Source organism: Pseudomonas sp. RGM2987 (assembly GCF_022952855.1).
In the GTDB taxonomy this organism is placed as follows: Bacteria; Pseudomonadota; Gammaproteobacteria; order Pseudomonadales; family Pseudomonadaceae; genus Aquipseudomonas.
In genome coordinates this window covers 43,926-60,773 of record NZ_JALJDX010000196.1, presented here as the reverse complement: position 1 = coordinate 60,773, position 16,848 = coordinate 43,926, and the positions used below count along the sequence as shown (strand labels likewise).

16 protein-coding genes are annotated in these 16,848 nt (G+C 61.3%); 14 read left to right on the top strand and 2 right to left on the bottom strand.

What is annotated here, in order from left to right; translation table 11 throughout:
* Positions 1-251 precede the first annotated feature (251 nt).
* From ssuE to RGM2987_RS14585, 6 genes are all read left to right on the top strand, one after another.
* Positions 252-845 carry an NADPH-dependent FMN reductase gene (gene ssuE / locus RGM2987_RS14610; protein ID WP_245142328.1) on the top strand — a complete coding sequence of 198 codons (594 nt, stop codon included), beginning with the start codon at positions 252-254 and terminating at the stop codon, positions 843-845.
* Positions 846-934: 89 nt separating this feature from the next.
* On the top strand, positions 935-1,900 hold the full coding sequence (locus tag RGM2987_RS14605; RefSeq protein WP_245142325.1) for a sulfonate ABC transporter substrate-binding protein: 966 nt from the start codon (positions 935-937) through the stop codon (positions 1,898-1,900).
* A 25-nt stretch (positions 1,901-1,925) separates the two neighbouring features.
* Positions 1,926-3,074, top strand: coding sequence for an FMNH2-dependent alkanesulfonate monooxygenase (ssuD, locus tag RGM2987_RS14600; protein ID WP_245142322.1), 1,149 nt, complete (start codon positions 1,926-1,928; stop codon positions 3,072-3,074).
* A gap of 7 nt (positions 3,075-3,081) precedes the next feature.
* Positions 3,082-3,864 (top strand): aliphatic sulfonate ABC transporter permease SsuC, encoded by a 783-nt coding sequence (gene ssuC, locus RGM2987_RS14595; protein WP_245142320.1) that lies wholly within the window; start codon positions 3,082-3,084, stop codon positions 3,862-3,864.
* Entirely contained in the window at positions 3,861-4,667 is an 807-nt protein-coding gene (gene ssuB / locus RGM2987_RS14590) for an aliphatic sulfonates ABC transporter ATP-binding protein (RefSeq protein WP_245142318.1), read from the top strand. The genes ssuC and ssuB overlap by 4 nt, the downstream gene beginning before the upstream one ends.
* A gap of 26 nt (positions 4,668-4,693) precedes the next feature.
* A complete protein-coding gene (locus RGM2987_RS14585; protein WP_003177394.1) occupies positions 4,694-4,909 on the top strand; it encodes a TOBE domain-containing protein in 216 nt (71 codons plus the stop codon).
* 69 nt (positions 4,910-4,978) lie between these two features.
* Here the strand turns inward: RGM2987_RS14585 and RGM2987_RS14580 are convergent, their stop codons facing one another.
* Complete coding sequence (locus tag RGM2987_RS14580) at positions 4,979-5,614, bottom strand: TetR/AcrR family transcriptional regulator (RefSeq protein ID WP_245142315.1); 636 nt, start codon at positions 5,612-5,614, stop codon at positions 4,979-4,981.
* Positions 5,615-5,897: 283 nt separating this feature from the next.
* Positions 5,898-7,274 carry a glutamine synthetase family protein gene (locus RGM2987_RS14575; RefSeq protein ID WP_245142313.1) on the bottom strand — a complete coding sequence of 459 codons (1,377 nt, stop codon included), beginning with the start codon at positions 7,272-7,274 and terminating at the stop codon, positions 5,898-5,900.
* Between the two features lie 278 nt (positions 7,275-7,552).
* On the opposite strand from RGM2987_RS14575, the gene RGM2987_RS14570 reads away from it, so the two are divergent.
* The 8 genes from RGM2987_RS14570 to RGM2987_RS14535 all read left to right on the top strand — a co-directional run bounded on the left by RGM2987_RS14570 (position 7,553) and on the right by RGM2987_RS14535 (position 16,737).
* Positions 7,553-8,329 (top strand): gamma-glutamyl-gamma-aminobutyrate hydrolase family protein, encoded by a 777-nt coding sequence (locus RGM2987_RS14570; RefSeq protein WP_245142311.1) that lies wholly within the window; start codon positions 7,553-7,555, stop codon positions 8,327-8,329.
* A 40-nt stretch (positions 8,330-8,369) separates the two neighbouring features.
* Positions 8,370-9,728: a glutamine synthetase family protein gene (locus tag RGM2987_RS14565; RefSeq protein WP_245142309.1), complete on the top strand. Its 1,359-nt coding sequence runs from the start codon at positions 8,370-8,372 to the stop codon at positions 9,726-9,728.
* A gap of 58 nt (positions 9,729-9,786) precedes the next feature.
* On the top strand, positions 9,787-11,151 hold the full coding sequence (locus tag RGM2987_RS14560) for an aspartate aminotransferase family protein (protein ID WP_245142306.1): 1,365 nt from the start codon (positions 9,787-9,789) through the stop codon (positions 11,149-11,151).
* 183 nt (positions 11,152-11,334) lie between these two features.
* On the top strand, positions 11,335-12,447 hold the full coding sequence (locus RGM2987_RS14555; RefSeq protein ID WP_245142304.1) for a polyamine ABC transporter substrate-binding protein: 1,113 nt from the start codon (positions 11,335-11,337) through the stop codon (positions 12,445-12,447).
* Positions 12,448-12,631: 184 nt separating this feature from the next.
* The gene (locus RGM2987_RS14550; RefSeq protein ID WP_245142301.1) at positions 12,632-13,729 is read left to right on the top strand and encodes a polyamine ABC transporter substrate-binding protein; all 1,098 of its coding nucleotides are present in this window, start codon (positions 12,632-12,634) and stop codon (positions 13,727-13,729) included.
* A gap of 64 nt (positions 13,730-13,793) precedes the next feature.
* A complete protein-coding gene (potA, locus tag RGM2987_RS14545) occupies positions 13,794-14,936 on the top strand; it encodes a polyamine ABC transporter ATP-binding protein (protein ID WP_245142299.1) in 1,143 nt (380 codons plus the stop codon).
* Positions 14,933-15,853 carry an ABC transporter permease subunit gene (locus RGM2987_RS14540; RefSeq protein WP_245142295.1) on the top strand — a complete coding sequence of 307 codons (921 nt, stop codon included), beginning with the start codon at positions 14,933-14,935 and terminating at the stop codon, positions 15,851-15,853. The genes potA and RGM2987_RS14540 overlap by 4 nt, the downstream gene beginning before the upstream one ends.
* Positions 15,850-16,737, top strand: a complete 888-nt coding sequence (locus RGM2987_RS14535) for an ABC transporter permease subunit (protein ID WP_245142292.1) — start codon at positions 15,850-15,852, stop codon at positions 16,735-16,737. Before RGM2987_RS14540 ends, RGM2987_RS14535 begins: the two co-directional genes overlap by 4 nt.
* Positions 16,738-16,848: the final 111 nt, after the last annotated feature.

Genomic DNA, 16,848 nt, shown 5'->3' with positions numbered 1-16,848 from the left:
AAGCAATGTCGCCTGATACACCGTCTTCGCGAGCAAGCCCGCTCCCACACTGAAACGCTGTGCACCAAGGGTTTTCGGCCGTTTCGACGGCCTTTTTTTATTGGGCTCAGGAAAGCTGACGGTATATCTCTGTATCGAATAACCAAATGAATAAATATGATTTAAAGATATATGAATCGGCTGTTATGGTTTGCCCCATACAGCGAGATCGCCCACCGCGAATCGCACGTGACATTTAAGGAATGGTTGGCATGTTGGTCGTCTCACTCGGTGGCAGTCCCAGCCAGCGCTCCCGTTCCGGGGTGCTGCTGGAGCGTTCGCAACGCTGGTTGCAGCAGCAAGGAGTGGAAGTGGTGAGCTATCAGGTCCGCGATTTTCCGGCCGAAGACCTGCTGCATGCGCGCTTCGACAGCCCGAAGATCATCGACCTGCTCCAGCAGATCGAGAACGCTGATGGCCTGCTGATTGCGACGCCGGTGTACAAGGCCTCGTTTTCCGGTGCATTGAAAACCGTGCTGGACCTGCTGCCTGAGCGTGCCTTGAGCCACAAGGTCGTGCTGCCCATGGCCACCGGCGGCAGTATCGCCCACATGCTGGCGGTGGATTACGCCCTCAAGCCCGTGTTGTCGGCGCTCAAGGCCCAGGAAATGCTTCATGGGATCTTCGCCGAGGACAGCCAGATCGCTTATGGCGAAGGCAGCGCCCAGGCGCAATTGACGCCGGCCTTGCAGCAGCGCCTGGACGAGGCGCTGGAACAGTTTTTCAGCGCCATGGCTCGTCGGCCCCGGCCGTTGGACCCCAGCGTTTTGAATGAACGTCTGTTGAGTGCTCGCTGGAGCATCTGAATTTCGAAACCCCGTTTCAACTCACCTTACTCAGCCGCCAACGGCCAAGCAGGTGCAGCCAAAACCCCACAGCAAAAAGGAGAGGCGCCATGCGCACTGTCATTTTGCGTCGCGGGCTGGTCGCTCTGTTTGCTGCGGCTGTGTCCTTCGGCGCCACCATCCAGGCTCAAGCCGAAACCTTGCGGATCGGTTATCAGAAATACGGCACCCTGGTGCTGCTCAAGGCCAAGGGCACCCTGGAAAAACGCCTCGCCGCCCAAGGCGTGGACGTGCAATGGACTGAATTCCCTGGTGGCCCGCAGTTGCTGGAAGGCCTGAACGTCGGCTCCATCGACTTCGGCGTGACCGGTGAAACCCCGCCGGTGTTTGCCCAGGCGGCGGGCGCCGACTTGCTTTACGTCGCCTACGAGCCTCCGGCGCCCAACAGCGAGGCGATCCTGGTGCCCAAGGGCTCGCCGATCCAGTCGGTACAAGACCTCAAGGGCAAGAAAGTCGCGCTGAACAAGGGCTCCAACGTCCATTACCTGCTGGTGCGGGCGCTGGAAGACGCCGGCCTCAAATATTCCGACATCCAGACGGTCTTCCTGCCGCCGGCCGATGCCCGCGCCGCGTTCGAGCGCGGAAGCGTCGATGCCTGGGTGATCTGGGACCCGTACCAGGCGGCCGCCGAGCAGCAATTGCAAGCTCGCACCCTGCGTGATGGCAAAGGCATCGTCGACAACCATCAGTTCTATCTCGCCACCAAGCCTTATGCGCAACAGCATCCACAGGTCATTACCGCCCTGGTGGACGAGGTACGCGCCGTCGGCGAATGGTCCAAGGCTAACCCCGAGGACGTGACCAAACAGGTAGCACCACTGCTCGGCCTGCCCGCCGACATCACCCTGACCTCGGTCAAGCGCCAGGGCTACGGGGCGCTGTTCCTCACCCCGGAAGTGGTGGCGGCGCAGCAGAAAATCGCCGACAGCTTCTATCAGCTCAAATTGATTCCCAAGCCCTTGAGCATCAAGGACGTGATCTGGACGCCGCCAGCGGCCGTTGCGAACGCACAGTAATTCGACCCCTTTAGGAGACCACTCCATGAGCCTCAATATTTTCTGGTTCCTGCCCACCCACGGCGACGGCCATTACCTTGGCACCGCCGAAGGCGCTCGCGCCGTCGATCACGGCTACCTGCAACAGATCGCCCAAGCGGCCGACCGACTGGGTTTTGGTGGCGTGCTGATCCCAACCGGGCGTTCCTGCGAGGACTCCTGGCTGGTCGCCGCTTCGCTGATTCCCGTGACTCAGCGCCTGAAATTTCTGGTTGCCCTGCGCCCCGGGATCATTTCCCCGACGGTGGCGGCGCGTCAGGCTGCGACGCTGGACCGGTTGTCCGGCGGGCGAGCGTTGTTCAACCTGGTCACCGGCGGCGACCCGGATGAGCTGGCCGGCGATGGCCTGTTCCTCGACCACGAGCAGCGCTACCAGGCTTCGGTGGAATTCACCCGCATCTGGCGTCGGGTGCTGGAAGGCGAGACCGTGGATTACGACGGCGAGCACATCAGCGTGAAGGGCGCCAAGCTGCTCTATCCGCCGATCCAGCAGCCGCGTCCTCCGCTGTATTTTGGCGGTTCTTCTGAAGCGGCCCAGGATCTGGCGGCCGAGCAGGTGGAAATGGTCCTGACCTGGGGCGAACCGCCTGCGGCCGTGGCAGAGAAAATCGCCCAGGTTCGGGCCAAGGCCGCGAAGCTCGGCCGTACCGTGCGCTTCGGCATCCGTCTGCATGTGATCGTGCGGGAAACCAATGCCGAGGCCTGGCAAGCCGCGAACCGGCTGATCTCTCACCTGGACGATGACACCATCGCTCGCGCCCAGGCTTCCCTGGCGCGCTTCGATTCGGTGGGCCAGCAACGCATGGCTGCCTTGCATGGTGGCAGTCGCGACAAGCTGGAGGTCAGCCCCAACCTTTGGGCCGGCGTTGGCCTGGTGCGTGGCGGTGCCGGCACGGCGCTGGTGGGAGATGGCCCGACCGTGGCGGCGCGGGTCAAGGAATACGCCGATCTGGGGATCGATACGTTCATCTTCTCGGGTTATCCACACCTGGAAGAGTCCTACCGCGTGGCGGAGCTGCTGTTCCCGCACCTGGACGTGGAGCGTCCAGAGTTGCCGAAGAGCGGCGGCTATGTGAGCCCGTTCGGTGAGATGGTCGCCAACGACATCCTTCCCAAAGCCGCGTCCCAGAGCTGAGGCGGCCATGAAGAAAGTTATCCACAATCTGGCGCCCTGGGCGGTGCCGCTGCTGTTGCTGGCGGTGTGGCAGCTGTCGGTGTCGGCCGGTTGGCTGTCGACGCGGATCCTGCCGGCACCGGTGGCGGTGATCGAGGCCGGGATCAACCTGGTGCGCAGCGGCGAGATCTGGACGCACCTGGCCATCAGCGGCTGGCGTGCGGCGGTCGGGTTCTTGATTGGCGGCGGCATCGGCCTGACCCTGGGCTTTATCACCGGCCTGTCGAAATGGGGCGAGCGCCTGCTGGACAGCTCGGTGCAGATGGTTAGGAACGTACCGCACCTGGCGCTGATCCCGCTGGTGATCCTGTGGTTCGGCATCGATGAGTCGGCGAAAATTTTTCTGGTGGCCCTGGGCACGCTGTTTCCGATCTACCTCAACACCTATCACGGGATCCGCAACGTCGATCCGGCATTGGTGGAGATGTCCCGCAGCTACGGCTTGTCCGGTTTCAGCCTGTTCCGGCAGGTGATTCTGCCGGGCGCCTTGCCCTCGATCCTGGTGGGCGTGCGCTTTGCGCTGGGTTTCATGTGGCTGACGCTGATCGTCGCGGAAACCATTTCCGCCAGCTCCGGCATCGGCTACCTGGCGATGAACGCCCGGGAATTCCTGCAAACCGACGTGGTGGTACTGGCGATCCTGTTGTACGCCGTGCTCGGCAAACTGGCCGACCTTGCCGCCCGTGGACTTGAGCGGGTGTGGCTGCGCTGGCATCCGGCATATCAGGTCAACAAGGGAGGTGTCGCATGACCGCACAACAACCTCCACGCCTGTTGCGGGGCATTCCGCTGGCGGTGCGCAAACTGCAGAAAACCTTTGGCTCGCGCCAGGTGTTGCGTGACATCGATCTGCATATCCCCGCCGGGCAATTCGTGGCGGTGGTCGGTCGCAGCGGCTGTGGCAAAAGTACTTTGCTGCGGCTACTGGCCGGCTTGGATCAACCCACTGACGGTCAGTTGCTGGCCGGTTCGGCTCCGCTGAGCGCTGCGCAACAGGACACGCGGCTGATGTTCCAGGAAGCGCGCTTGCTGCCCTGGAAAAAAATCATCGACAACGTCGGCCTCGGGCTCAAGGGCAACTGGCGGCCCCAAGCGTTACAGGCGCTGGAAGCCGTAGGCTTGGCCGACCGCGCCGAGGAATGGCCGGCGGCGCTGTCCGGCGGGCAGAAACAACGGGTGGCCCTGGCTCGCGCCTTGATCCATCAGCCGCGCCTGCTGTTGCTCGACGAGCCTCTGGGAGCGCTGGACGCCCTGACGCGGATCGAGATGCAGCAACTGATCGAAAATCTTTGGCAGCAACACGGCTTCACCGTGCTGCTGGTGACCCACGACGTCAGCGAAGCGGTGGCGATTGCCGACCGGGTGATCCTGATCGAAGACGGCCAGATCGGCCTCGACCTGGCCATCGACCTGCCACGTCCCCGGGCCCGCGGTTCTCATCGACTGGCGGCCCTGGAAACCGAAGTCCTCAACCGAGTGCTGTCCTTGCCCGGCCAACCACCGGAACCCGAACCCGTTTCACCCTTGCCTACGCAATTGCGTTGGGCGCAATAACCTCATCCAGAAAAGGAAACGACACCATGACTATCAAAGCCATCAACGTACGCAACCAGTTCAAAGGCACCATCAAGGAAATCGTCGAAGGCGACGTGCTCTCGGAAATCGATGTGCAGACGGCCTCCGGCATCGTCACTTCGGTCATCACTACCCGTTCGGTCAAGGAACTGGAGCTGGCCATCGGTAGCGAAGTCATCGCTTTCGTGAAATCCACCGAGGTGTCGATCGCCAAGTTGTGAGCGATGCAACATCAACAGCCCCGGACGGCGTGAGCCCTCCGGGGCTTTTCTTTGAGCAGACAGCAGGCGTCAGACGGCGTGTCGCTTGGGCAGATACGGCGGCAGGTACAAGCCCAGGTACGCATCGAACACCCGCATGCCTTCTTCGGCCATGCGCGGGGTGATCTGTTCGTGTTGCTGCACCGAGCGGGCGTAGACGCGGTCGCCCAGTTCCATGGCCAGGGCAAAGACGTCGACATCGGTGGGCAGGGTTGGTAGCTCGAAATGGCGGTCGAACAGTTTGTGCATCAGCTCGCCCAGCTCGAGGTCGTGCTGGCGGTCGGCCTGGGTGACTTCGGTCAGGCCGTGCTGGGCAAGGATCAATTGGCGAGCGGCGGCGTCCTCGCTGTAGATGGTGAGCATGCGCTGTTCCACCAGGCGCGACAGGTCACGCCAGTGGTCCAGGGCTTCATGGTCGATCGGCCCTAGCAGGCATGCGCGAAAGGCTGCGTGGACATCGGCGGTCAGGGCTTGGAGCAGGGCCGGGACGCTGGCGAAGAAGTGATAGACAGAGGAGGGCGGGATCGCGGCGCGCTCGGCGACGCTGTAGATCGACAGGCTGGCCACGCCTTCGGCGGCAAGCAGCGTACGGGCGGCATCGAGAATCGAGTCGATCCGGGCCTGGCTGCGTGCGCGGGGTTTGCGCGGGGTGGCGGTGCGGGTCATGGAGGGCTCCTGCGGGACTGCGGGCATTGTACGCAGAGCGGGTGGATGGGCACATCCCCGGCTGTGTGGAGGCAGATTTCCTGTGGCGAGGGGATTTATCACCGTTGGGGTGCGAAGCGCCCCCGAAGCCAGACACCTCGACGTGTCTGGTTCGATTGCATTTATCAGGTTTGGGGCTGCTGCGCAGCCCAGCGGGGATAAATCCCCTCGCCACAATGTGCGGGGCATCCATAAAAAACGCCGCAGCCTGTGAAGGCCTGCGGCGTTTTTTTGCAGCAACCGCTTACACGGTATGCAGGTACCAGTTGTATTCAAGGTCGGAGATGGAATGTTCGAACTCCTCCAGCTCGCTTTCCTTGCAGGCCACGAAGATATCGATGTATTTCGGATCGATGTACTTGGCCATGACTTCGCTGTCGTCCAGTTCGCGCAAGGCGTCGCGCAGGTTGTTCGGCAGGCTTTGCTCGTTCTGCTCGTAGCTGTTGCCTTCCACCGGGGCGCCGGGCTCGATCTTGTTGACCAGGCCGTGGTGCACGCCAGCCAATACCGAGGCCATCAGCAGGTACGGGTTGGCGTCGGCACCGGCAACGCGGTGTTCCAGGCGCACGGCATCGGCGGAACCGGTGGGCACGCGCAAGGCCACGGTGCGGTTGTCCAGGCCCCAGGTCGGCGAGTTCGGCACGTAGAACTGTGCGCCGAAACGCCGGTAGGAGTTCACGTTCGGGCAGAGGAAGGCCATCTGCGCGGGCAGGGTCTCGAGCACACCGCCGATCGCGTGACGCAGCGCGGCGTTCTGCTCGGGATCCTCGCTGGCAAAAATATTCTTGCCATCTTTATCCAGGATCGAGATGTGGACATGCAGGCCATTGCCCGCCTGGCCCGGATACGGCTTGGCCATGAAGGTGGTGTCCATTTCATGGTCGTAGGCGATGTTCTTGATCAGGCGCTTGAGCAATACCGCGTAGTCGCAGGCCTTGATCGGGTCGGCCACGTGGTGCAGGTTCACTTCGAACTGCGCCGGGGCACTTTCCTTGACGATGGCGTCGGCGGGAATACCTTGCTCCTTGGCCCCTTCCAGAATGTCCTGGAGACAGTCGACGTATTCGTCGAGGTCGTCGATCAGGTAGACCTGGGTCGAGTGCGGGCGTTTACCGGAGATCGGCGAGCGGGGCGGTTGCGGGCGGCCATTCACGTTCTCCTGGTCGATCAGGTAGAACTCCAGTTCGAAGGCGGCGCAGATGGTCAGGCCCAGTTCATCGAACTTGGTCACCACCTGGCGCAGGACTTCACGCGGGTCGGCGAAGAAGGGCTCGCCTTCGAGTTCGTGCATGGTCATCAGCAGTTGCGCGGTAGGGCGCTTCTGCCAGGGTTCGTTGGACAGGGTGCCGGGGATTGGATAGCAGATGCGGTCGGCATCGCCGATGTCCAGGCCCAGGCCAGTGCTTTCCACTGTCGAGCCGTTGATATCCAGGGCAAAGAGGGAGGCCGGCAGGTTGATGCCTTTCTCGTAAACCTTGTGGAGGCTGGTGCGTTCGATGCGCTTGCCGCGCACCACACCATTCATATCCGCAATCAGAAGGTCAACGTACAGAACCTCAGGATGTTCCTTAAGGAACGCGTTCGCTTCGTTAAGCTGAACGGCACGCGGGGGTACCGACATGATGCAACACCTTTGTTGTTAAAAATATCAATCATTGATCTTTTCGAAACCCAGTCAACCCGAACGGCATGCCGAAGTCAAGCAGGGCCTTTTTTGCCCTAAAAAAGCACCTTGAGGGCTTTTTTGAGGCAGTTTGGGGCGTTTTTTTCCCTTTGCGGGTCTTGGCGCCCGCAGGCTTGAGCGGGCCGTGTTGTATTTTTTACGGGGGTGTTGTGTAAAAAAATGAACAAGGCTAAGCTCGATTCAAACCCATAACAGCAATAATACCGGGGTGCTTCATGTCTCGCCTGCCGTTAATCGGCGTCACCACCTGCTCCAGGCAGATCGGTCTGCATGCGTATCACGTCAGCGGCGACAAGTATTCACGAGCTGTCGTGACGGCCGCCAGGGGCCTGCCCCTGCTGATTCCTTCCCTCGCGGACCTGGTCCCGCCGTCCGATATTCTGGACGCCCTGGATGGCCTGCTCTTCACCGGCTCTCCTTCCAATGTAGAACCTTTTCATTACCAGGGTCCGGCCAGTGCGCCAGGCACTGCCCATGATCCTGCACGGGACGCCACCACCCTGCCGCTGATTCGCGCCGCTGTCGACGCGGGCGTGCCGGTGTTGGGTATCTGCCGCGGTTTCCAGGAAATGAACGTAGCCTTTGGCGGCAGCCTGCATCAGAAAGTTCATGAAGTCGGAACCTTTATCGATCACCGTGAAGACGACACCCAACCGGTGGACATCCAGTACGGCCCGGCCCACGCCATGCATATCCAGCCGGGCGGCATTCTCGCCGGCCTGGGCCTGCCAGCGGTGATCGACGTCAACTCGATCCACGGCCAGGGAATCGAGCGCCTGGCGCCGGGGCTGCGGGTCGAGGCGGTGGCGCCGGATGGCCTTATCGAGGCTGTTTCGGTTATACAGGGCAAGGCTTTTGCTTTAGGAGTGCAATGGCACCCCGAATGGGCGGTAAGCTCCAACCCGCACTACCTTGCGATTTTCCAGGCATTTGGCGATGCCTGCCGAGCAAGGGCAACACAACGCGACGCGGATGCGTCAAACAACGCCTGACGACTAATAGCAGTCAGGAAACTCACGCCTAGAGGCATTTATGAGTAACAACCTCGACCAGCTCACCGATTGGTTGAAAGACCACAAGATCACAGAAGTCGAATGCATGATTGGCGACCTGACCGGCATCACCCGGGGCAAGATCTCGCCGACCAACAAATTCATCGCCGAAAAAGGCATGCGCCTGCCCGAGAGCGTCCTGCTCCAGACCGTGACCGGCGACTATGTCGAAGACGACATCTATTACGAACTGCTCGACCCGGCCGACATCGACATGATCTGCCGCCCGGACGAAAACGCAGTGTTCCTGGTGCCCTGGGCCATCGAGCCCACCGCCCAGGTCATCCACGACGCCTACGACAAGCAAGGCAACCCCATCGAGCTGTCGCCGCGCAACGTGCTCAAGAAGGTGCTCAAGCTCTACGCCGACAAGGGCTGGCAGCCGATTGTCGCGCCGGAAATGGAGTTCTACCTGACCAAGCGCAGCGACGACCCGGACTTCCCGCTGCAACCGCCCGTGGGCCGTTCCGGTCGTCCGGAAACCGGTCGCCAGTCGTTCTCGATCGAAGCGGCCAACGAATTCGACCCGCTGTTCGAGGACGTCTACGACTGGTGCGAATTGCAGGAGCTGGACCTCGACACCTTGATCCACGAAGACGGCACGGCGCAGATGGAAATCAACTTCCGTCACGGCGACGCGCTGTCCCTGGCCGACCAGATCCTGGTGTTCAAGCGCACCATGCGCGAGGCGGCGCTCAAGCACAACGTGGCCGCGACCTTCATGGCCAAGCCCATGACCGGCGAGCCGGGCAGTGCGATGCACCTGCACCAGAGCATCATCGACAAGGAAACTGGCAAGAACGTCTTTTCCAATGAAGACGGGACCATGAGCGAGCTGTTCCTGCACCACATCGGCGGCCTGCAGAAGTTCATCCCCGAGTTGTTGCCGCTGTTCGCCCCCAACGTCAACTCGTTCCGCCGCTTCCTGCCGGACACTTCGGCACCGGTGAACGTGGAGTGGGGCGAAGAGAACCGCACCGTCGGCCTGCGCGTGCCGGACGCCGGGCCGCAGAACCGTCGGGTGGAAAACCGCCTGCCGGGCGCCGACGCCAACCCGTACCTGGCGATTGCCGCCAGCCTGCTGTGTGGCTTCATCGGCATGGTCGAGGGCATCAACCCGAGTGCGCCGGTGGTGGGCCGCGGTTATGAACGCCGCAACCTGCGCCTGCCGCTGACTATTGAAGACGCCCTGGAGCGCATGGAAAACAGCGCGACCATCGAGAAGTACCTGGGCAAGAAATTCATCACCGGCTACGTCGCGGTCAAGCGGGCCGAGCATGAAAACTTCAAGCGCGTCATCAGTTCGTGGGAGCGGGAATTCCTGCTCTTTGCCGTCTGAGGCGCCGGGCGAGGCAGCGACCCTGTCTCGCCCCCACCGATATAAAAGGAGAATCGGCATGACCGGCAACAATCCGCAAACCCGTGAATGGCAGGCCCTGAGCAGCGATCACCACCTGGCCCCATTCAGCGATTTCAAGCAACTCAAGGAGAAGGGCCCGCGCATCATCACCCGCGCCAAGGGCGTCTATCTCTGGGACAGTGAAGGCAACCAGATCCTCGACGGCATGGCCGGCCTCTGGTGCGTGGCCGTCGGCTACGGTCGCGACGAACTGGCCGACGCCGCCAGCCAACAGATGCGCGAGCTGCCGTACTACAACCTGTTCTTCCAGACCGCTCACCCGCCGGTGCTGGAACTGTCCAAAGCCATCGCCGACATCGCTCCTGAAGGCATGAACCATGTGTTCTTCACCGGTTCCGGCTCCGAGGGCAACGACACCATGCTGCGCATGGTCCGCCACTACTGGGCGATCAAGGGCCAGCCGAACAAGAAAGTCATCATCAGCCGCAAGAACGGTTATCACGGCTCGACCGTGGCCGGCGCGAGCCTGGGCGGCATGACGTATATGCATGAACAGGGCGATCTGCCGATCCCGGGCATCGTCCATATCGCCCAGCCCTACTGGTTCGGCGAAGGCGGCAACATGAGCCCGGAAGAATTCGGCGTGTGGGCGGCCAACCAGCTGGAAGAAAAGATCCTGGAGATCGGCGTGGACAACGTCGGTGCCTTCATCGCCGAGCCGATCCAGGGCGCGGGCGGGGTGATCGTACCGCCGGACAGTTACTGGCCGCGTGTGAAGGAGATCCTCGCCAAATACGACATTCTGTTCGTCGCAGACGAAGTGATCTGCGGTTTCGGCCGCACCGGTGAGTGGTTCGGTAGCGATTTCTACGATCTGAAACCGCACATGATGACCATCGCCAAAGGCCTGACCTCCGGCTACATCCCCATGGGTGGGCTGATCGTGCGTGACGATGTGGTCGCGGTGCTCAACGAAGGCGGCGACTTCAACCACGGCTTCACCTATTCCGGCCACCCGGTGGCGGCGGCGGTGGCCCTGGAAAACATCCGTATCCTGCGCGACGAGAAGATCATCGAGCGGGTCCACGACGAAACGGCACCCTATTTGCAACGCCGCTTGCGGGAACTGAACGATCATCCGCTGGTGGGTGAAGTGCGCGGCGTCGGGTTGCTGGGGGCGATCGAACTGGTCCGGGACAAGGCCACGCGCAAGCGCTACGAGGGCAAGGGCGTGGGCATGATCTGCCGGCAGTTCTGCTTCGATAACGGGCTGATCATGCGCGCGGTGGGCGACACCATGATCATTGCGCCGCCGCTGGTCATCAGCAAGGCCGAGATCGACGAACTGGTGAGCAAGGCGCGCAAGTGTCTGGACCTGACCCTCAGTGCGTTGCAAGGCTAAGTGCTAGGCTCTGTGCGAGGCGCCTTCAAGGGCCTCGCCCTGTGTGAATAAAAGACTGGGCTTTTGTTGAAAGCCTGCCCCGTAACTTGCCAGACTACCGTGCTGTTCAAGTTGCCCGCGAGCCGGCTACTGAACGTGGCGCTAAAAAGAATAACTGGAGCATTATTCATGAAGGCATTAGGCATGAACGCATTAGGTAAGAAGATAGCTGGCAAGACCCTCCTGGCCATGTCCCTGATGGGGGTGATGGCGGGGGCCGTCCAGGCAGAAGACAAAGTGCTGCACGTCTACAACTGGTCCGACTACATCGCGCCGGACACCGTTGCCAAGTTCGAGAAAGAGTCGGGGATCAAAGTGGTCTACGACGTGTTCGACAGCAACGAAACCCTGGAAGCCAAGTTGCTGGCCGGCAAGTCCGGTTATGACATCGTGGTGCCGTCGAACAACTTCCTGGCCAAGCAGATCAAGGCCGGCGTCTACCAGCCGCTGGACAAGTCCAAGCTGCCGAACTGGAAAAACCTCGACACCGACCTGCTCAAGGCGGTTGGCGACGCCAGTGACAAGGGCAACCAGCATGCCTTCCCTTACATGTGGGGCACCATCGGCATCGGCTACAACCCGGAGAAGGTCAAGGCCGCACTGGGCGTCGACAAGATCGACTCCTGGGACACCCTGCTCAAGCCGGAAAACATCGCCAAGCTCAAGGGCTGCGGCGTGAGCTTCCTCGATTCGCCAACCGAGATGATCCCGGTGGCCCTGCATTACCTGGGCTATCCGACCGACAGCCAGGACAAGAAGCAACTGGCTGACGCCGAGGCGCTGTTCCTCAAGATCCGTCCTTCGATCAGCTATTTCCACTCCTCCAAGTACATTTCCGACCTGGCCAACGGCAACATCTGCGTCGCCGTGGGTTACTCGGGTGACATCGAGCAGTCCAAGTCCCGCGCTGCCGAAGCCGGTGGCAAGGTCAAGGTGGCCTACGCCATTCCGAAAGAAGGTGCCGGTTCGTTCTACGACATGGTCGCCATTCCCAAGGACGCCGAAAACGTCGATGCCGCCTATCAGTACATGAACTTCCTGATGAAACCGGAAATCATGGCCGAGATCACCAACAACGTACGTTTCCCGAACGGCAACAAAGCCGCGACGGCGTTGGTGGACAAGGACATCTCCGGCGATGCGAACATCTATCCATCGGATGAAGTCAAAGCCAAGCTCTACGCGATCAGCGACTTGCCGCCGGCGACCCAGCGGATCCTGACCCGCAGCTGGACCAAGATCAAATCCGGTAAATAAGCCGGCCTGAAGCACTTTCCTGTTGTCGCGGGCATCGCGCCGGCGGCAACAGGAACCATTCAATAATAAAAGTTTTGCTGGATCGGTTTATCGAGGGTAAGTTGCGCGCCGGTTTTGTTGCAGGGCCCTTGATGGCCCGGTAACGGGGGGCAACTTGGGCCCAACTATATAAGAGGACCTCCACGTGCCAGTCTTTTCTTTGTTACGCAACGCCTTGCTGGTCGGCGCCGGCCTGACGCTCGCCGTCAGTGTCCAGGCGGCCTCCACCGTGCATATTTATAATTGGTCGGACTACATCGGCGAGACCACCCTGGCGGATTTCGAAAAAGCCACCGGGATCAAGCCGGTGTATGACGTGTTCGATTCCAACGAAACCCTGGAAGGCAAGCTGCTGGCCGGTCGTACCGGGTATGACGTGGTCGTGCCGTCCAACCACTTCCTGGGCAAGCAGATCAAGGCCGGGGCATTCCAGAAGCTCGACAAGGCGCAGTTGCCGAACTACGCCAACCTCGACCCGTCGCTGCTCAAGCGCCTGGAACGCAACGACCCTGGCAACCAGTACGCCGTGCCGTACCTCTGGGGCACCAATGGCATCGGCTATAACGTCGAGAAGATCAAGGCGGTGCTGGGCGTCGACAAGATCGACTCGTGGGCCATGCTGTTCGAGCCGGAAAACATCAAGAAGCTCTCCAGTTGCGGGGTGTCCTTTCTCGATTCGGGCGACGAAATGATCCCGGCGATGCTCAACTACCTGGGCTTCAACCCCAACAGCGAAGACCCCGAAGACTACAAGAAGGCCGAGGCCCAGTTGCTCAAGATCCGGCCTTACGTGACCTACTTCAACTCCTCCAAGTACATTTCCGACCTGGCCAATGGCGAGATCTGCGTGGCTGCCGGTTTCTCCGGCGACATCTTCCAGGCGCGCTCGCGTGCCAGCGAAGCCGGCAAGGGCGTCCAGATCGCCTACGTGATCCCCAAGGAAGGCGGCAACCTCTGGTTCGACATGCTGGCGATCCCGCGCGACGCCACCAACGTCAAGCAAGCCCACGCGTTCATCAACTATGTGCTCAAGCCTGAGGTGATCGCCCAGGTCAGCGATACCGTCGGCTATGCCAACCCGAACCCCAAGGCCGGCGAGCTGATGGACCAGAAAGTGCGCACCGATGAAGCGGTCTATCCACCGCAGGCGGTGGTCGACAAGCTCTACGTCAACTCCGAGTTGCCGCCCAAGATCCAACGCCTGATGACCCGCAGCTGGACCAAGGTCAAGTCGGGCAAATAACGTTTAACGCTTACCAAGGTTCGTCCGCGTGGGGCGAACTGCAATTTCTGTGGGAGTTTCGTAAATGGCAGTTGCCTCCGGCGCCTATAAGAAAGCCCTCGAGGGCGACCAGACACCCAAGCAGGTGCTGGTCAAGATCGACCGGGTCACGAAGAAGTTCGACGAGACGATTGCCGTGGACGATGTGTCCCTGGAAATCAAGAAAGGCGAAATCTTCGCCTTGCTCGGCGGCTCGGGATCGGGCAAATCCACCTTGCTGCGGATGCTGGCGGGGTTCGAACGGCCCACGGAGGGGCGCATTTTCCTCGACGGTGTGGACATCACCGACATGCCGCCCTACGAGCGGCCGATCAACATGATGTTCCAGTCCTACGCCTTGTTCCCGCACATGACCGTGGCGCAGAACATCGCCTTCGGCCTGCAACAGGACAAGATCCCCAAGGCCGAGATCGATGCCCGCGTAGCGGAAATGCTCAAGCTGGTGCAGATGAGCCAGTACGCCAAGCGCAAGCCGCACCAGCTCTCCGGCGGCCAACGCCAGCGCGTGGCCCTGGCGCGTTCCCTGGCCAAGCGGCCGAAGCTGTTGTTGCTCGACGAGCCGATGGGCGCCCTGGACAAAAAGCTGCGCTCACAGATGCAGCTTGAGCTGGTGGAGATCATCGAGCGGGTCGGCGTGACGTGCGTGATGGTGACCCACGACCAGGAAGAGGCCATGACCATGGCCGAGCGCATCGCGATCATGCACCTGGGCTGGATCGCCCAGATCGGCAGCCCGATCGACATCTACGAAACCCCCACCAGCCGGCTGGTCTGCGAGTTCATCGGCAACGTCAACATCTTTGAGACCGAAGTGGTGGACGACGCCGAGGGCCACGCGGTGCTGACCTGCAAGGACCTGGATCGCGGGATCTACGTCGGCCACGGTATCAGCACCTCGGTGCAGGACAAATCCGTGACCTATGCCATTCGCCCGGAAAAACTGCTGGTCACCGCCGAGCAGCCGACCTGCGATTACAACTGGTCCAGTGGCAAGGTCCATGACATCGCCTACCTGGGCGGCCATTCGGTGTTCTACGTCGAGCTGCCGAGCGGCAAGCTGGTGCAGTCGTTCGTCGCCAACGCCGAACGCCGTGGCCAGCGGCCGACCTGGGGCGACCAGGTCTACGTCTGGTGGGAAGACGACAGCGGCGTGGTGCTTCGCTCATGAACATGCGCAAATTCAAACGCCGACTCGACCGAATAACGCCCGGTGGCCGTCAACTGGTCATCGGGGTGCCCTTCATCTGGCTGTTCCTGTTCTTCATGCTGCCGTTCTTCATCGTGCTGAAGATCAGTTTCGCCGAAGCCGACGTTGCCATTCCGCCGTACACCGAGATCTACAGCTACGTCGACCAGAAGCTGCAAGTGCTGCTCAACTTCGCCAACTACGTAATGCTCAGCGACGATGAGTTGTACATCGCAGCCTACCTCGGTTCGCTGAAGATGGCGCTGATCAGTACCGCGCTGTGCCTGCTGATCGGTTATCCGATGGCCTACGGCATCGCCAACGCCCGTAAAGAGATGCAGACGGTGCTGGTGTTGCTGATCATGATGCCGACCTGGACCGCGATCCTGATTCGCGTCTACGCGTGGATGGGCATCCTCAGCAACAACGGCCTGCTCAACGGCTTCTTGATGAGCATGGGCTGGATCAGCGAGCCGCTGCAGATCCTCAACACCAACCTGGCGGTGTATATCGGGGTCGTCTACTCCTACTTGCCGTTCATGATCCTGCCGCTGTACGCCAACCTGGTCAAACACGACTCCAGCTTGCTGGAAGCTGCGTCCGACCTGGGTTCGAGCACGTTCAACAGTTTCTGGAAAATCACCGTGCCGCTGTCCAAGAACGGCATCGTCGCCGGCTGCATGCTGGTGTTCATCCCGGTGGTGGGCGAGTTCGTGATCCCGGAACTGCTGGGCGGCCCGGAAACCCTGATGATCGGCAAAGTGCTGTGGCAGGAATTCTTCAACAACCGTGACTGGCCGGTGGCATCCTCCCTGGCGGTGGTGATGCTGGCGATCCTGATCGTGCCCATCATCCTGTTCAACCGCAGTCAGGCCAAGGAAATGGAGGGCAAGGAATGAAGCGCTTCAGTTTTTCAAGCCTGATGCTGGTGCTGGGTTTGCTGTTCATCTATGCACCGATGGTGATCCTGGTGATCTTCTCGTTCAACGCCTCCAAGCTGGTGACGGTGTGGGGTGGCTGGTCCATCAAGTGGTACGTCGGTTTGCTGGACAACAGCCAGTTGATGGGCTCGGTGCTGCGCTCGCTGGAAATCGCCTGCTACACGGCGGTCGCTGCGGTGGCCCTGGGCACGCTGGCGGCCTTTGTGCTGACACGCATCACCCACTTCAAGGGCCGTACGTTGTTCGGCGGCTTGGTCACCGCGCCGTTGGTGATGCCGGAAGTGATCACCGGTCTGTCGCTATTGCTGCTGTTCGTGGCCATGGCGCAGATGATCGGCTGGCCCCAGGAGCGTGGCATCGTCACCATCTGGATCGCCCACACCACCTTCTGTGCGGCCTATGTGGCGGTGGTGGTCTCGGCGCGCCTGCGTGAACTGGACCTGTCCATCGAAGAGGCGGCCATGGACCTGGGTGCCCGGCCATGGAAGGTGTTCTTCCTGATCACCATCCCGATGATCGCGCCTTCGCTGGCGGCGGGCGGCATGATGTCGTTCGCCTTGTCCCTGGATGACCTGGTGCTGGCGAGCTTCGTTTCGGGTCCGGGTTCGACGACCTTGCCGATGGAAGTGTTCTCGGCCGTGCGCCTGGGGGTCAAGCCGGAAATCAACGCCGTGGCGAGCCTGATCCTGCTGGCCGTATCCCTGGTGACCTTCCTGGTCTGGTACTTCAGCCGCCGCGCCGAAGAAAACCGCAAGCGCGCGATCCAGCAAGCCATCGAAGAAAGCGCCGCCGACTCCTGGAAACAACCGGAAGTACGCCGGGCGGAGACTGCCTCGGCCTAGGCCGGGCAGATCCCATGTGGGAGCGGGTTTACCCGCGAAAGCGGCGGGTCAGCAGCATGGATGTCGGATGTTCCGACGCCATCGCGAGCAAGCCCGCTCCCACAGGTTTTT

Coding starts and splice junctions, on each gene's coding strand:
- RGM2987_RS14540 (WP_245142295.1), top strand. CDS start 14,933: ATGAACATGCGCAAATTCAAACGCCGACTCGACCGAATAACGCCCGGT.
- RGM2987_RS14605 (WP_245142325.1), top strand. CDS start 935: ATGCGCACTGTCATTTTGCGTCGCGGGCTGGTCGCTCTGTTTGCTGCG.
- ssuB (WP_245142318.1), top strand. CDS start 3,861: ATGACCGCACAACAACCTCCACGCCTGTTGCGGGGCATTCCGCTGGCG.
- ssuE (WP_245142328.1), top strand. CDS start 252: ATGTTGGTCGTCTCACTCGGTGGCAGTCCCAGCCAGCGCTCCCGTTCC.
- RGM2987_RS14570 (WP_245142311.1), top strand. CDS start 7,553: ATGTCTCGCCTGCCGTTAATCGGCGTCACCACCTGCTCCAGGCAGATC.
- RGM2987_RS14580 (WP_245142315.1), bottom strand. CDS start 5,614: ATGACCCGCACCGCCACCCCGCGCAAACCCCGCGCACGCAGCCAGGCC.
- potA (WP_245142299.1), top strand. CDS start 13,794: ATGGCAGTTGCCTCCGGCGCCTATAAGAAAGCCCTCGAGGGCGACCAG.
- RGM2987_RS14585 (WP_003177394.1), top strand. CDS start 4,694: ATGACTATCAAAGCCATCAACGTACGCAACCAGTTCAAAGGCACCATC.
- RGM2987_RS14555 (WP_245142304.1), top strand. CDS start 11,335: ATGAACGCATTAGGTAAGAAGATAGCTGGCAAGACCCTCCTGGCCATG.
- RGM2987_RS14535 (WP_245142292.1), top strand. CDS start 15,850: ATGAAGCGCTTCAGTTTTTCAAGCCTGATGCTGGTGCTGGGTTTGCTG.
- RGM2987_RS14560 (WP_245142306.1), top strand. CDS start 9,787: ATGACCGGCAACAATCCGCAAACCCGTGAATGGCAGGCCCTGAGCAGC.
- ssuD (WP_245142322.1), top strand. CDS start 1,926: ATGAGCCTCAATATTTTCTGGTTCCTGCCCACCCACGGCGACGGCCAT.
- RGM2987_RS14575 (WP_245142313.1), bottom strand. CDS start 7,274: ATGTCGGTACCCCCGCGTGCCGTTCAGCTTAACGAAGCGAACGCGTTC.
- ssuC (WP_245142320.1), top strand. CDS start 3,082: ATGAAGAAAGTTATCCACAATCTGGCGCCCTGGGCGGTGCCGCTGCTG.
- RGM2987_RS14565 (WP_245142309.1), top strand. CDS start 8,370: ATGAGTAACAACCTCGACCAGCTCACCGATTGGTTGAAAGACCACAAG.